We start from the raw sequence: 14,035 nt of genomic DNA on the forward strand, positions 1-14,035 counted from the left end.
GCTTTTGAGTAAGCAAAAAATTACATTAGATTAGTTCAGGGTTATTCGATACCTGTTCAAATAAATAAATAAATAATTTTAAGGAGAAAAAACGATGAATAATGTAAAAATGGAAGATGCTATTCGAGACAGATTGGAAAATGGATTTGAAAATTGGAACGGCGGTTATGATGGCTGGCTGACATGGTGCAACACCTTGTATGAACCGGACGCCCATTACAATATTCCCCTTGAAGGCTCTCAGAAGCGCCTGACATTGCAGGAATACAAAGACATGATGGGAAAACTGTTTGAACACTTCACGATGGAGCTTGGTGCCTTTGAAAACATGATCATCAAGGATGACTGGTGCGCGATTCGCTATACGGTCAAGATCAGGAATCTTGATACGGGCAAAGAAGTAAGTCAAAATACAATGGAATTTGTTAAATTCAAGGATAACGATGGCGATATTGGGGTTCGTGTTGTTGAGGGCTGGGCTCTTTCTGATTCACCACTCTGCTAAACAAAACATAGACGCGCAAAAGTTTTATAAAAACGAGAGCTGGTTTTACACATTGTCTGTAAAATCGGCTCTCGTTTTAATTTTAGCGGATAGCTATTGTCTAAAAAATAGGATCGAACATGGCCAGTAAAACTTCAAACACTCAATAGGTCTAATTCGCTGACCAGACAGTCCTAACCCTTTTAAAAAGATTGCCGATATTTATAGCAGCAGTATCTATTAAGATATGGTGTTTATTCATTTTTTATGATAAACTAAAGTGGTTAAAATATCGAAGGATTTACAGGAGAATTAAAGTTGGATCAGAACAAAAGTCTTTTTAAAAAGAAAATTGCAATCATCATTTCAATAGCGCTATCCCTTTTTCTACTGACGGTTTTTTTGCTGATTATTGGCATGTTCATGAATAACCTCAAACAGCAGGAGATGCTAAAAACTACCGATAAATTTATTAATTTTAAAAGTCAGGTGGAACATTTGGTTTATACAAACAAAACGCTGGTTCAGGGCTTTGAGGCTTATATCCTGATGAATCCGGGGCTGGATGAATCAGAGGCCTATACCTATCTTAATAATCTCTTATCTAAAAACGAAAATCAAATCAGGAACGTTGGGGTATGTCAGGATACGACCGCCATCTGGAATTATCCAAAGGAAGGAAATACAGCAGCAATCGGCGTTGACTTATCCAAGTCTGAGAGTCAGAAAGAGCTGGTGCTTAAGGTTAAAAATGAACAGGTGCCGATTCTGCAGGGACCGGTTGAACTGGTTCAGGGCGGAACCGGTTTTATTATCCGACTTCCCATTGTCAGAAAGGACACCGGCTATTGGGGACAGATTAGTATCGTGCTGAAAGGGGATAAAATCATTGAAGACATTAATGCCTATGCCGAAGATGCCGACTTAAATGTCGCTATCTTCAATGATCAAAATAAAACGGTTCCTTTTTATGGTTCCATGAGTACAGTTGGAGAATCCGCACTGACCTTTGACATCGATCCGGATTTTATTAACTGGAAGGTGTCAGTTTCACCCAAAGACGGCTGGGAAAATAATCAGTTCATTTTTTGGAGTGCCATTTTTCTATCAGTTTTAATCGCCGCCGGGGCGGGCCTATTAACACATAGAGCCATAAAAACAAATGATCAATTGCGCATTATGTCCAGTCATGATTCCCTGACCGGTCTTTTCAACCGGCATTATTTAAATGAATATCAGACTATGGTTTTGGCAGCAGCCAAGAGAAATAATCGGCATGTCGGTTTTTTAAGTATGGATTTAAATCATTTCAAGAACATCAATGACACTTACGGGCACAACGTTGGTGATCTGGTTCTGGTTGAAACAGCACGGGTTTTAACCGAAAATACTCGGATAGAAGAGGCAGTTTTTCGACTGGGCGGTGATGAATTTCTCGTTATCATGCCGGAAATGGAAGACCGAACAGGACTTAATTATGCCCTGGAAAGACTAACAAGTAGTTTTGAAAATCAATTTCATCTGGCCGACTATCCTGCTAAAATAGCGGTCAGTATTGGCACTGCATTATTCCCGGAAGATGGTGATAATATTGATGCATTGCTTCAAATTGCTGATGAACAGATGTATGCGGATAAAAAGAAACAAAAAATGGAAGGATGAGGTAACCAATCATATCAGTATTAGAAGAGCCTTGTTAATCGAGCCGGATTATGATAATATTAAGGGCTCGTGCCCCGGTAAAAACAATTATGAATGGAGAACAATAAAATGGAACAATTACCAAATTGCCCGAAATGCAATTCAGAATACACCTATGAAGATGGAGAACTGCTGATCTGTCCGGAATGCGCCCATGAATGGACTTTGGAGGCAACAAACGAAAACGGCGGCGATGAAAAGATCGTCAAAGATTCAAATGGAAATGTCTTAACAAACGGTGATACGGTTATCCTGATCAAAGACCTGAAAGTTAAAGGCAGTTCTCAGGATTTGAAAAAGGGAACCAAGGTAAAAAATATCCGACTGGTTGATGGCGATCATAACATCGACTGTAAAATTGACGGTTTTGGCGCCATGTCTTTAAAATCGGAGTTTGTTAAAAAGGCATAAATGCCTGAAACCAAAAGCAATAATATAGTGACTGATTTTTATAAGATGTAAAAAACTCAATAAAGAATAGACGGAAAGCCCACTGATTTTCATGAAATGAAAATCAGTGGGCTGTTTTTTTTGAAAACGTCCATCATAAAAAAACAATTGACTTGGAGTAAACTCCAAGTGTTAAGCTTAATATATAAATCAGTCTAACAATTGTTGAAGCGCAAAAGGCTTCTAATCCGATGGAAGTTAGACTACTTTAGAATGATAAAACAGAGCGTAGTGTTTGTAGCAGAAAAGAAAGGCGATAATTAAAATTGGAGAAAACAGCAGCATTAAAGATCAAAAAGTCAGAATTGAGTCAGCATTTATTTACCAACAGGGATTTGTCAAAGCTTTTTATTCCTCTAGTTATTGAGCAGTTTTTAGAATATTCGGTGGGTCTGACTGCTTCCATTCTAGTGGCCCATGTAGGTGAGGCAGCGGTATCCGGGGTATCGCTGGTGGAATTTGTGATGGCATTGCTGATCAGTGTCTTTGCCGCATTAGCAACCGGTGGGGCTGTTATTGCCGGGCAGTATCTGGGAAATAAGCAGGAAAAAGCAGCCAACAAGGCGGCCAATCAGCTGATTTTGAAAATGGGATGTTCTATTTTGGTCGGCTGATCATCTTAAGTCTGGTGTCCACCTTTGGAACGGCTGCCATCGCCGCCAATTCGGTGGGGGGAACCATTATTATGTTTGAGGTGCTGCCTGGTATGGCGGTGGGACTGGGCTTAACGGTCGTCATATCCCGCTGTGTTGGATCGGGGGATTATGAACAGGCTCGATATTATACCAGGAAAATCACCGCGGCGCTCTATGTAGCCCAGATCATCAGTTCAGCCATTGTGATTCTTTTACTGCCCGCGATTTTAAATATTTATGCCCTTTCGCCAGAAGCGACGCAGTGGACAACCGAGATTGTCTGGGGGAATGCCATCATGATGATTCTGATCTGGCCGCTGGCGTATACCCTGCCAGTCACCTTTCGGGCTGCTGGGGATGCCAAATTTCCAATGGTTATCAGCATTGTAACAATGATTTTCTGCCAGATCTTGTTGGCCTATGTGTTTGGTGTTTATTTTAATATGGTCATGATCGGAACCTGGTTAGCCATGTTTGTAGACTGGATCGTCAAAGCTGTTATTTTTGTGTGGCGGTATTTTTCCGGAAAATGGACAGAATTTCGGGCAATTTAAAAAATGTCTTGACTTGGAGTTCACTCCAGATGATAAAGTGAACAAAAGAATAAATAACGAATACAATCACAAGGAGAACAACGATGCCACAAAAGAAATTAGGATTTGGATTTATGCGCTTACCCGTCACCAATCAGGAAGATCCCACCACTCTGAAAGATGTGGCTGAAGTATTTGAAGCCCCATTGAATTTCTAATTAAAAAATTAACCGAGGTGGATTTTCATGACCATAACAGAAGTTAGTAAAAAATATGATATTTCGCAGGATACCCTGCGTTATTATGAGCGGATTGGATTGATACCGGCAGTGAACCGTAGAAAAAATGGGATTCGGGACTATACAGAAGAATCCTGCGGATGGATTGAGTTGGCAAAATGTATGCGTTCGGCCGGGATTCCCATTGAGGCCCTGATTGAATATTGTGCACTTACTCAGCAGGGCGACTCGACGATCGGTGCCAGAAAAGAACTTTTGGTTGAAGAGCGAAGAAAGCTTCTGGAAAAAATGGAAGACATGCAAAAAACCATGGACAAGCTCAATTACAAAATCGATCGATATGAAAAGGCCGAAGTTACCGGGGTTTTGTCCTGGGACAAATAGATCTTAATGAGTGACTGAAGCATATGCACATTGTTAAAATCTCCGCACCTTAAATGGTTGGAGATTTTTTTGAAAATAAAAGATATTGACTTGGTGTAAAGTTCAGATGGTACTATAATATTAGTAGACAAATAATCCAATATAGATATATTTGACTAAATAGTCTGTCACAGATTGTTTAAATCTAAAATTAGGGAGATTGAAAGATGTTGTATCGAAAATTCGGAAAAACAAATGAAGAAGTTTCTGTTTTAGGGTTTGGTTGTATGCGCTTACCTGTTATCGACGGGGTTCAATCGAATATCGATGATGAAAAAGCCATTGAAATGCTGCGATACGCCATTGACCATGGGGTTAATTATATTGATACGGCCTATCCTTATCACGGCAACGGTTCTGACAAAGGGGGAGCGAGCGAACCTTTCGTGGCCAGGGCATTAAAGGATGGCTATCGGGAACGGGTAAATCTGGCAACAAAACTGCCGGTGTGGATGGTTCAGACCAGAGCTGATATGGAGCGATTATTAGATGAGCAGCTTAAACGGCTGGAAACTGATACAATCGATTTTTACCTGCTGCATGGACTGAATAAGAGTTTCTGGCAAAACATGGCAAAACTGAACGTCGGTGAATTTCTGGATCAGGCAATCAAAGACGGTAAAATCAAACATGCTGGTTTTTCTTTTCATGATGACTTTGATTTATTCGTCGAAATTATCGATGCTTATGACTGGTCTTTTTGTCAAATCCAATACAATTATCTGGATGAAAACTACCAGGCCGGTACAAAAGGATTAGAATATGCTGCCAGCAAGGGAATGGGGGTTACCATCATGGAACCCATCAGAGGCGGCGCTCTGGTCGACAAATTACCCAATGAAGTTTTAGACGTCTGGAAGGAAGCACCAATCAAAAGAACCCCGGCCCAGTGGGCACTCAGGTGGGTTATGAATCATCCCGAGGTATCAGTGGTCCTCAGCGGCATGAATGAGATGGCGCAGGTGGTTGAGAATATCAATACGGCAAACGAAGGTGTCGCCAATTCCTTAACGGACGAAGAACTGGCGTTAGTGGATTTTGCCAAGAAAACAATCAAAGAAAAAATGAAGGTCAACTGTACGGGCTGCCGCTATTGTATGCCGTGTCCAAACGGGGTCGATATACCAGGACATTTTGCTCTTTATAACAATGCCTATCTATTTGATATGCTCCCCAAGGCCAAAGGTCAATATGGGATGATGTTTCCGCAAGCGGCCAAGGCGTCGAATTGTGTTGAATGTGGAAAATGTGAAGAACATTGTCCCCAGAACATTGCTATTATCCAGGAGTTGAAAAATGTCCGAGCAGTTTTAGAATCAAATTGATAGTTGATAAAAACTCCGTATCTTAAAGGTACGGAGTTTTTTTTAAGAAAAGAATAAATAGGTATTGACTTGAAGTGAACTCCAAGTGATAAAGTATAAGATAATATCAATGAGATAAAACAAGTAAAACCAGAGGTGGACATGGAAACACAGGAAATATTAAAAAAAGTAAAAACGGGCGAGATCTCTGTGGAAGAAGCAGAGCTTTTTTTTCGCAGGCAGCCCTTTGAAGAAATGGGTTATGCCAAACTGGATACTCACCGAAAGATGCGGTCCGGTTTTGCCGAGGTGATCTTCTGCAGCGGCAAGGCAGATGATCATCTGCTGAATATATTTGGAAAACTATACGAAGAAGATGGAGAGGTGATGGGAACTCGGGCCTCGCAGCATCAATATCAAATGATCAAAGCAGCCTATCCGGAAGTTGTGTACGATGAAATATCCCGGATTATCAAAATAGAAAAACCCGACAAGAAGCGCGTGGGGAAAATTGCCGTCTGTTCGGCGGGCTGGTAGACAAGCCGGTCATCGGTGTGCCCACCTCGATCGGGTATGGCGCCAGTCTGGGTGGCATCTCGGCGCTGCTGACGATGATCAACTCCTGTGCCAATGGTATCTCGGTGGTCAACATCGATAACGGCTACGGTGCGGGTTACACGGCCACCCAGATTAACCGATTGGGCGTGCGATCATGAGTCAGACTTTATATCTGGAATGCTATTCCGGTATCAGTGGCGATATGACCGTTGCGGCACTCCTGGATCTGGGAGCGGATCAGCAGGTGCTCGAGACGGCCCTGAAAAGTCTGTCCATGACACTTCATTCCGGGGTCATTGCATGTATTGCGTCATTGCGCCCCCTGTTCAAAAAAGATTATCTCTAGGACAAACGGGTTTTAAAATGATTATTGATTCTTTTTGGCAGGGTCGATGAATTTCCGGTAATGCTCCGGGAAGTCTTCAAGCGCCATTGTATCAAAAACGGTGCAGGTGCCCGCATCTTTCGCGGTTTGATAATACCAGCATTTAAAATTGAGCATATCAAGCATCTCCTGCATTTCTTGCATTTGTTGAACGACGGAATCCCGCTGCGATCCCATAATTGCTAGACGATCATCGATGGTGCTATCTCCTTCCATACAGCAGTCCATGAAATGTTTGATGCCCTTGATGGACATCCCGGTTTTCTTCAGACAATCAATCATTTTTAACCAGGACATATCTTCATCTCTGAACATTCGAATCCCGCTGCCAGATCGCTCGAGAAAAGGCAATAATCCCTCTTTATCATAATATCTTAATGTCGAAGGGGTCACATTAAGTTGCTTGGCGGCTTCGCCGACGGTATAAATCATAATAATTCCTCCCAAAATTTTCAAAAAAAAGCTTGACTTAAAGTTCACTTTAGGTTGTACAATGGTGTCGAAGTTATTGAACAGAGTATAGCATATTCAGAATCGGAATTCAATAGATGTAATAAATTAAAAAATAGAATCAATGAGGTAAAAAATGGATATTAATAATTTCCTGGAACAGTTGAATCGGGGAACGGTGGTTGAAGGTGGCTCGGAAGTGCATATGATGATGCATACCATCTCACAGGAAGCATTGAAACTGACGGCAGAGCTCAATGGCAGCTATCATCCGCCGGAAGAAATCCGCGAAATTTTTTCCCGACTGGCGGGTAAACCAGTAGATGATACTTTTGGATTGTTTCCGCCATTTTCTACCGATTGTGGTAAAAATATTCACGTCGGCAAAAATGTGTTTATCAATTCAGGTTGCCGTTTTCAGGATCAGGGCGGCATCTTTATTGGTGACGGAGTTCTGATCGGCCCAAATGTGGTGTTAGCCACCCTCAACCACGATATTAATCCGCAAAAACGCGGAGATATGTATCCGGCTCCGATTCGAATTGGCAATAATGTCTGGATTGGTGCCCAGGCCACGGTGCTTCCCGGGATTACCATTGGTGATGGGGCCATTGTTGCGGCCGGAGCGGTGGTAACTAAAGATGTGCCGGCTAATGTGATTGCCGGCGGAGTCCCGGCAAAGATCATCAAAAAGATTGAAGTTAATCAGAAATAAATTGCGTATTCGCAAAAAAATGGAGAAAAAATGATTTATCAGGATTTTCAAGACAAAAAACTATCGGCATTGGGTTTTGGGGCCATGCGATTGCCCATTATTGGCGAGGGCTTTGATGCCCCGGTCAATGAGGAAGAAGCGGCAAAGATGGTGGATGTTGCCACCAAAAATGGGATCAATTATTTTGATACGGCCTATGGCTATCACGCCGGAGCATCCGAGCGGGTGATGGGACAGATTCTTCGCAACTATCCCCGGGATAGTTACTATTTAGCCAGCAAGTTTCCCGGCCATGAGGTCAGAGAGAGTTGGGATCCGAAAGCACAGTTTGAGGAGCAGCTGGAAAAATGTGGGGTCGACTATTTTGACTTTTATTTGCTTCACAATGTCTATGAGCGGAATATCGACGTCTATTTTGACGAACGTTGGGGAATCGTTGAGTATCTGATTGAACAAAAGAAAAACGGCCGGATCAAGCATCTGGGCTTCTCCACGCATGGCTTGTTGCCGACGATTGAGCGTTTTATTGAACGCTACGGAGAGCACATGGAGTTTTGCCAGATCCAGCTGAATTACCTGGATTGGAAGCTGCAGAAAGCCAATGAAATTTATCAGATGCTGGTAGAAAAGAATATCCCAATTTGGGTGATGGAACCGGTGCGTGGTGGCGCCCTCGCCAGTGTTTCGGATGAAATGACCGTTAAACTCCGAAATCTGCGTCCTGATGAAAGTACAGCTGCCTGGGCATTTCGTTTTCTCCAGGGGCTTCCCGGGGTAAAGGTGATTCTCTCCGGGATGTCAAACATCGAACAGGTAAAAGATAATCTAAAAACCTTTGAAGCCTTAAAACCCATGACCGAAGCGGAAGTCGCCGTGATTGAAGAAATCAGAGACAGCATGCTGAAGATGCTGCCCTGTACAGCCTGTAAATATTGCTGTTCCGAGTGTCCGCAAGAACTGGATATTCCGACGCTGCTCCATCACTATAATGATCACAAATTTCAGCCGGGCTTTATTGCGCCGATGGCGATTGCCGGAATGGACGAGGAAAAACGTCCGGGTGCCTGCATTGACTGCGGCCAGTGTAAACAGGTCTGCCCGCAGAATATTGACATTCCGGCAGCCCTGAAAGATTTCCAAAAGATGCTCGATGAAGCACCAGCCTGGTAGATGCTGTCCGGGAAATATGTTAAAATGAATAAAAGCTTTTAAGGGAGAAGAAACTGATGATACATGAATTTGGACCGGTTTACGATAAAAAATCAAGAATTCTGATCTTGGGGTCGTTCCCGTCAGTAAAGTCACGGGAGGTCAGCTTTTATTATCAGCATCCCCAGAACCGCTTCTGGAAGGTCGTCAGTGCGCTTGTCGGCGTTCCGGTGCCTGAAACGATAGCAGAACAAAAGGCGATGCTTCTAAAAAGCAATATTGCCATCTGGGATGTGATCTATTCCTGCGACATCAATGGTTCAAGTGACAGTTCGATCAAAAATGTGGTACCGAACGAAATTGAAAAGGTGTTGAATGAGGCCAATATTGAAGCCATTTATGCCAACGGCGGCAAGGCCGATGAGCTGTATACCCGTTATTGTTTTGAGCGGACCAATCGAAAGATCATTAAGCTGCCCTCCACAAGTCCCGCCAATGCGAGATACTCCCTGGAGAAACTGATTGAATGCTGGAAAAAAGAAATCAGCCTGTAACCGGAATCGAAAGATAAATCTGAACATAAAACAACAAAAGAGACAGCATCCGTTGTCTCTTTTTGTTGTTTTATGTTCTTGAGAAAGCATCAATCGATGATGATTGAGGAAGATTCGTATTTTGTAACATGTCCCACAACGGCGGCACAGGGGATCGCGTCTTTTAGTTCCCGGATCAGAGCGGCGGAATCCTTCTCACTGACAGCAATCAGCAGTCCACCGGAGGTTTGGGGGTCATACATAATATCCTGCATGGCGACGGAAACATTTTTTGATGCCGTCACGCCCTGCTCGGCATAATCCCGATTGCGGTAGGCTCCTGCCGGAATCATACCCATTTCGGCCAGACTGTAGGCTTCCGGATGATAGGGGACTGCGCTGCTGTCCAGATGGATGGTCAAATGACTCCCTTGCGCCATTTCGTAGGTATGGCCAAGCAGGGCAAAACCGGTGATGTCGGTGCAGCCGTGAATTTCATATTTTACCATGATATCCCGTGCGGCCTTATTTAAAGTGGCCATTTGTTCATAAATGCGTTTTAAAACTGGCTCACCGACCATGTTGGCTTTGGCGGAAGTTGTCAGGATTCCGATCCCGAGCGGCTTCGTCAGAATAAGCACATCGCCTTCTTTGGCAGCGGAATTTCTTAATACCCGCTGGGGGTGGACGAATCCGGAGACCGACAATCCGTATTTGGGTTCAACATCCTCAATGGTATGACCGCCCGTAATGATTGCGCCGGCTTCATAGGCTTTCTCATAACCGCCGCGCAGAATCGAATAAATGGTATCCTGGCTCATCTCTTTGGTGACACCCATAATATTCATCGCCAGTTTCGGTTCACCACCCATTGCATAAATATCGCTTAATGCATTGGTCGCCGCAATCTGGCCAAACATGAAGGGATCATCGACGATCGGGGGAAAAAAATCAAGGGTCTGCACCAGGGCCAGCTCGTCATTGATGACATAGACGGATGCGTCATCGCTTTTGTCGAAGCCGACAATCAGCTGCGGATCGTGCCGGGTCGGCAATTTATCTAAAATTTCGGCTAAGGTACCGGCGCCGACTTTGGCCCCGCAACCGGCACAACTTGCCAATTTTGTCAATTTTACTTCTGTTTCCATAAAAACCTTTCCTGTGGATACGGCAGATTTAATATTTTTTCTTATCCTTATCCCATGTTTTTTCTTTGTAGGCAAGAATGCCATTCACAGCCAGTGACTTGCGTCCTAAAAAATTGCGCAGTTTGATCGTAACGTTTTCAGTTTCTTTGTTGATCACCTTTTTGGGAAGATATAATGTCATTTCATCTTTTTCAAAAGGAGCATACATGTTGCTGTAAGTCGGTTTTCCCAGTTTGACGACCGGTACAAAAACAGGACCTGAACAGCACCCCCCACGATTGGCCATTTCGATATAAATATCCCGAGTCTGTTTTGAATTCAGATATTCTTTGACGCCTTGTTTAATTTCTATATTTATGATAATACACCTCTTTTCTCAACTTGTTTGCTAAATATGATATACTTAACCATATTATAACATTGTTTATTTAATTTTGTTGAATTTTGGAAATACAAAAAATATTTTATGCGAAGGATTTTCGAGAATCGAACGACTATCCTGATGAAACCCAGTGTGAAAGGAGTTTTACAGATGAAAAATAAAGTAATAAAAATGATCGCCCTCATTTTGGGAAGTATGTTTCTGATGATCGGTCTGACCGCCTGCGAAGATAATCCGGTTATGAAGTTCGTCATCGACAATCAGCCCTATGAAGAGCAGGCAGCGCTTGAACAGGCAGAAACACCGGCAGAATTTGCCGCCCAAGATGCGCTGTATGCCAGTATCTATTTCATTGAGTCCCCCAAAGGCATGAAATATACCGCCAAATGGTTGCTGAATGATCAGGAAATCAAATCAGAAGAAAAAGCCATGCTTACGGATCAGCATGGGATCATTGTCTATTCTCTGGAAGCCGACAAGGTGATGCCGGGAAATTTAACGTTTCAGGTTTTATACCGGGATAAGGTCGTAACGGAACAATCTTTCACCATAAAATGAGGTGGCGTTATGCATGAAAGTGAAAAAGAGCAGCGCTTTTCCAAACTGTATGCAATCTATATCGACGAAATTTATCACTATGTTTTTCTGCGAACCGGCCTGGATAAAGTGACTGCCGAAGATATTGCCAAGGAAATCTTTTTCGATGTTTTTAAAGGTTTGGATCGGTTTAAGGGCCTGTGTTCAGAGCGAACCTGGGTTTACCGAATAACCAAAAACAAGGTCTCCGATTTTTACCGGACCAAATACCGGCAGTGTATTGAAACATGCGGTATCAGCGACGAAATGGCGGATCAGATGATGGATCCCACGCAAAGTATCGAAATGAGAATAGAAGCATCGTTTCAAAGCCAGCAGATTCTAGAATGTCTGAAACAGCTGCCGGATCATTATAAAATGACGCTGCTGCTTAAATATGTCGACGGCAAAAGCATCAATGAGATTGCGAAAATGACGGAAAAATCCGATAAAGCAGTGGAAAGTATTTTGCAGCGGGCCAAAGCCGCCTTTATCAGGGCGTATCAGAAAATTCAGGAAGGTGAAGTTTAGTTATGGAAAAAGATAAACAATTTTTTGAAGCGATGTTCAAAACGCTAGATGAGGTTTCAAGACCCACTGATGAACAAAAAGAACGCATTTTTAAGACGATTCTGACTGATGTCAGACAGCATTCAGATATTCAGCCCACACGGTCAGGCTACAGTCTGAGAAAAATCGTCGCTGATTATCCCTGGCGGTTTGCCTTCGGTGCGGCTTTTGTGCAATCGTCGGTGTGTACCCTGATTTTTGGCACAAGCTATACACATTTCATTATGAGTCTATTGGGAGGTTGAAAATGAATTTATTATTGGAAGCATTCAATAAACCGGTAAAGGCTTTCAGGAGGGCTGATGCCAGACTGTCATGGACACTGGTGGCTTTAACGATTGGAATGGCTGTAATCCTCGATCCTGTTTTGAGAATGACGGCAGATATAACCGGCGTCAATCCGGGGATCAATGTTATTCAGGTGATGGCACTGTCGGCCGCCGGTGTGGCTACCTACTGCGCGATCTGTACAGCATTTTGGGCGATCGCAAAAATATTCGGAAGTCCAGTCCCCTGGCAGACTTATATTCGAACCTGGGGAATTACCTACATCCCGACACTGCTCTGTGCACTGATTGTCGCATTCACGGAGAATTATTTTTTCCTGTTTTGGAACAGTGCGTTCTGGAGTCTGTTCTTTTCAATTGCTTTTGTTGGGTTACTGATCTGGAAAGCTATTTTGTACATCCTGTTTTTCATGGAAGTCGCTCAGCTTAGCCGCGGTAAATTGGTTGGGGCATTGGTACTTGGCGGTATGGCCATTGTTTTATTGGCCAGTATTAATATGTTAATTGCCTTAAAAACACCGATATTGTAAAAGAAAAGTGCGGTTTAATTCGGTCTCTGATTGTGGGCCGAGTTAAACCGCGCTTTGATATGCAGGAAGTTGCAAAAATGGTAGAAAGTGGGAGGATGCTACGACAATAGCAGAAAATAAAGCGGATTGCTATAATATTGATGTATAATTCAAACAAAAACTGACGCAAAATGGAGAGCAGTGCCAAATAAGTATTGCTGAGAAAACTGCAAGAGGGGCGTCGCGTCGTTCTGAGAACAATCAATATTTTGACAATTCGTGTTGAATGCCATTTGTTGTGACCGACAGCAGCAGTTCGATAAATTGTTCCATGGGCAGGTCCTTGCCATCGGTGTACCATTTGGAAATAGTGCTGAGCATTGCCGCGCTCTGGTATTCCATCAGATATTTCACTTCCATTATTTCCTGAGGCGTCAACCGCTTGTACATTGACAGCACCGCCGGGGTGAGTTTCTTCAGGAGTTTCTGCCTGAAAAGCGGATCACAATTTAAAAGCGTCGGGAGATAGGTTCGGTTCTTTTCAAAAAAATCAATAACCGAGGTCAAAACTATTTTTTTTCGATCGGCATGAAAATGCTTGCCGTGAAAGAGCTTTTTTAAAACAATTTGCTTAAAGTCATCCGCCGAAATCGTCTGCTCTTCAATTTCTTCCAAAATTTCGTATACATCCGTGAAATAGGCATAAAATGTTGAACGATTGTAACCGGCAAGATCACAAACTTCTTTTACGGTGATCTTTTCAATCTTTTTTTTGCAATACAATTGCCAAAATGCATCAACCAGGTTTTGTCTGGTGATTTTGGCCGTGGTTGACAAGGCATTTTTCATTTCAGGTCCTCCTCTTTGACACAGTTATTTTATGATGATTATAAACCAGTCGGGTGTTCGGCACAAGAAAATCCGACACTTTAAAAAAGACTGTTGGTTGATTGGGAGAAGTATCAGATCTACAATGTGGGTAACAAAAAAATATGAGGAGAGCG

18 protein-coding genes and 2 pseudogenes are annotated in these 14,035 nt (G+C 42.9%); 16 read left to right on the forward strand and 4 right to left on the reverse strand.

Features of this window, described 5'->3' with window-relative positions:
• Positions 1 to 94 precede the first annotated feature (94 nt).
• The 9 genes and pseudogenes from GH808_RS07725 to larC form a co-directional block, all read left to right on the forward strand.
• Complete coding sequence (locus tag GH808_RS07725) at positions 95 to 505, forward strand: nuclear transport factor 2 family protein (RefSeq protein WP_186842206.1); 411 nt, start codon at positions 95 to 97, stop codon at positions 503 to 505.
• Between the two features lie 297 nt (positions 506 to 802).
• Complete coding sequence (locus tag GH808_RS07730) at positions 803 to 2,146, forward strand: diguanylate cyclase domain-containing protein (protein ID WP_186842207.1); 1,344 nt, start codon at positions 803 to 805, stop codon at positions 2,144 to 2,146.
• A gap of 108 nt (positions 2,147 to 2,254) precedes the next feature.
• Positions 2,255 to 2,596, forward strand: a complete 342-nt coding sequence (locus GH808_RS07735; protein WP_186842208.1) for a zinc ribbon domain-containing protein YjdM — start codon at positions 2,255 to 2,257, stop codon at positions 2,594 to 2,596.
• Positions 2,597 to 2,901: 305 nt separating this feature from the next.
• Positions 2,902 to 3,249: an MATE family efflux transporter gene (locus GH808_RS15620; RefSeq protein ID WP_311135764.1), complete on the forward strand. Its 348-nt coding sequence runs from the start codon at positions 2,902 to 2,904 to the stop codon at positions 3,247 to 3,249.
• Positions 3,228 to 3,824, forward strand: coding sequence for an MATE family efflux transporter (locus tag GH808_RS15625; RefSeq protein ID WP_311135765.1), 597 nt, complete (start codon positions 3,228 to 3,230; stop codon positions 3,822 to 3,824). The genes GH808_RS15620 and GH808_RS15625 overlap by 22 nt, the downstream gene beginning before the upstream one ends.
• Positions 3,825 to 4,048: 224 nt before the next feature.
• On the forward strand, positions 4,049 to 4,426 hold the full coding sequence (locus GH808_RS07745; protein WP_186842209.1) for a MerR family transcriptional regulator: 378 nt from the start codon (positions 4,049 to 4,051) through the stop codon (positions 4,424 to 4,426).
• Positions 4,427 to 4,632: 206 nt separating this feature from the next.
• On the forward strand, positions 4,633 to 5,790 hold the full coding sequence (locus GH808_RS07750; protein WP_186842210.1) for an aldo/keto reductase: 1,158 nt from the start codon (positions 4,633 to 4,635) through the stop codon (positions 5,788 to 5,790).
• Between the two features lie 141 nt (positions 5,791 to 5,931).
• A pseudogene (locus tag GH808_RS07755) lies at positions 5,932 to 6,485 on the forward strand (AIR carboxylase family protein).
• Positions 6,482 to 6,619 (forward strand): annotated as a pseudogene (gene larC, locus GH808_RS07760) (nickel insertion protein); the annotation flags it as partial. The pseudogenes GH808_RS07755 and larC, both read left to right, overlap by 4 nt.
• A gap of 75 nt (positions 6,620 to 6,694) precedes the next feature.
• Here larC and GH808_RS07765 read toward each other — a convergent pair.
• On the reverse strand, positions 6,695 to 7,144 hold the full coding sequence (locus GH808_RS07765) for a MerR family transcriptional regulator (protein WP_186842211.1): 450 nt from the start codon (positions 7,142 to 7,144) through the stop codon (positions 6,695 to 6,697).
• Positions 7,145 to 7,298: 154 nt separating this feature from the next.
• Between GH808_RS07765 and GH808_RS07770 the strand changes: the two genes are divergently transcribed.
• From GH808_RS07770 to GH808_RS07780, 3 genes are read left to right on the forward strand one after another with little or no spacing between them, the layout of a single operon-like run.
• Complete coding sequence (locus tag GH808_RS07770; RefSeq protein ID WP_186842212.1) at positions 7,299 to 7,877, forward strand: sugar O-acetyltransferase; 579 nt, start codon at positions 7,299 to 7,301, stop codon at positions 7,875 to 7,877.
• A 30-nt stretch (positions 7,878 to 7,907) separates the two neighbouring features.
• Positions 7,908 to 9,047 (forward strand): aldo/keto reductase, encoded by a 1,140-nt coding sequence (locus tag GH808_RS07775; RefSeq protein WP_186842213.1) that lies wholly within the window; start codon positions 7,908 to 7,910, stop codon positions 9,045 to 9,047.
• A 56-nt stretch (positions 9,048 to 9,103) separates the two neighbouring features.
• Complete coding sequence (locus GH808_RS07780) at positions 9,104 to 9,580, forward strand: DNA-deoxyinosine glycosylase (RefSeq protein ID WP_186842214.1); 477 nt, start codon at positions 9,104 to 9,106, stop codon at positions 9,578 to 9,580.
• Positions 9,581 to 9,669: 89 nt separating this feature from the next.
• On the opposite strand, the gene selD is transcribed toward GH808_RS07780, so the two are convergent.
• Positions 9,670 to 10,707 (reverse strand): selenide, water dikinase SelD, encoded by a 1,038-nt coding sequence (selD, locus tag GH808_RS07785; protein ID WP_186842215.1) that lies wholly within the window; start codon positions 10,705 to 10,707, stop codon positions 9,670 to 9,672.
• A 28-nt stretch (positions 10,708 to 10,735) separates the two neighbouring features.
• Positions 10,736 to 11,071: a CC/Se motif family (seleno)protein gene (locus GH808_RS07790; protein WP_311135767.1), complete on the reverse strand. Its 336-nt coding sequence runs from the start codon at positions 11,069 to 11,071 to the stop codon at positions 10,736 to 10,738.
• Positions 11,072 to 11,239: 168 nt separating this feature from the next.
• Here GH808_RS07790 and GH808_RS07795 point away from each other — a divergent pair, with 168 nt between their 5' ends.
• Genes GH808_RS07795 through GH808_RS07810 form a run of 4 tightly spaced genes read left to right on the forward strand, consistent with a single transcriptional unit; the run spans position 11,240 to position 13,052 of the window.
• Positions 11,240 to 11,647, forward strand: a complete 408-nt coding sequence (locus GH808_RS07795; protein ID WP_186842217.1) for a hypothetical protein — start codon at positions 11,240 to 11,242, stop codon at positions 11,645 to 11,647.
• Positions 11,648 to 11,656: 9 nt separating this feature from the next.
• On the forward strand, positions 11,657 to 12,196 hold the full coding sequence (locus tag GH808_RS07800; RefSeq protein ID WP_186842218.1) for an RNA polymerase sigma factor: 540 nt from the start codon (positions 11,657 to 11,659) through the stop codon (positions 12,194 to 12,196).
• 2 nt (positions 12,197 to 12,198) lie between these two features.
• Entirely contained in the window at positions 12,199 to 12,480 is a 282-nt protein-coding gene (locus GH808_RS07805; RefSeq protein WP_186842219.1) for a hypothetical protein, read from the forward strand.
• A 2-nt stretch (positions 12,481 to 12,482) separates the two neighbouring features.
• On the forward strand, positions 12,483 to 13,052 hold the full coding sequence (locus tag GH808_RS07810; protein WP_186842220.1) for a YIP1 family protein: 570 nt from the start codon (positions 12,483 to 12,485) through the stop codon (positions 13,050 to 13,052).
• Positions 13,053 to 13,292: 240 nt separating this feature from the next.
• On the opposite strand, the gene GH808_RS07815 is transcribed toward GH808_RS07810, so the two are convergent.
• Entirely contained in the window at positions 13,293 to 13,880 is a 588-nt protein-coding gene (locus GH808_RS07815; RefSeq protein ID WP_186842221.1) for a TetR/AcrR family transcriptional regulator, read from the reverse strand.
• Positions 13,881 to 14,035 lie beyond the last annotated feature (155 nt).

This window comes from Acetobacterium fimetarium, assembly GCF_014284475.1.
GTDB classification, from domain to species: Bacteria; Bacillota; Clostridia; order Eubacteriales; family Eubacteriaceae; genus Acetobacterium; species Acetobacterium fimetarium.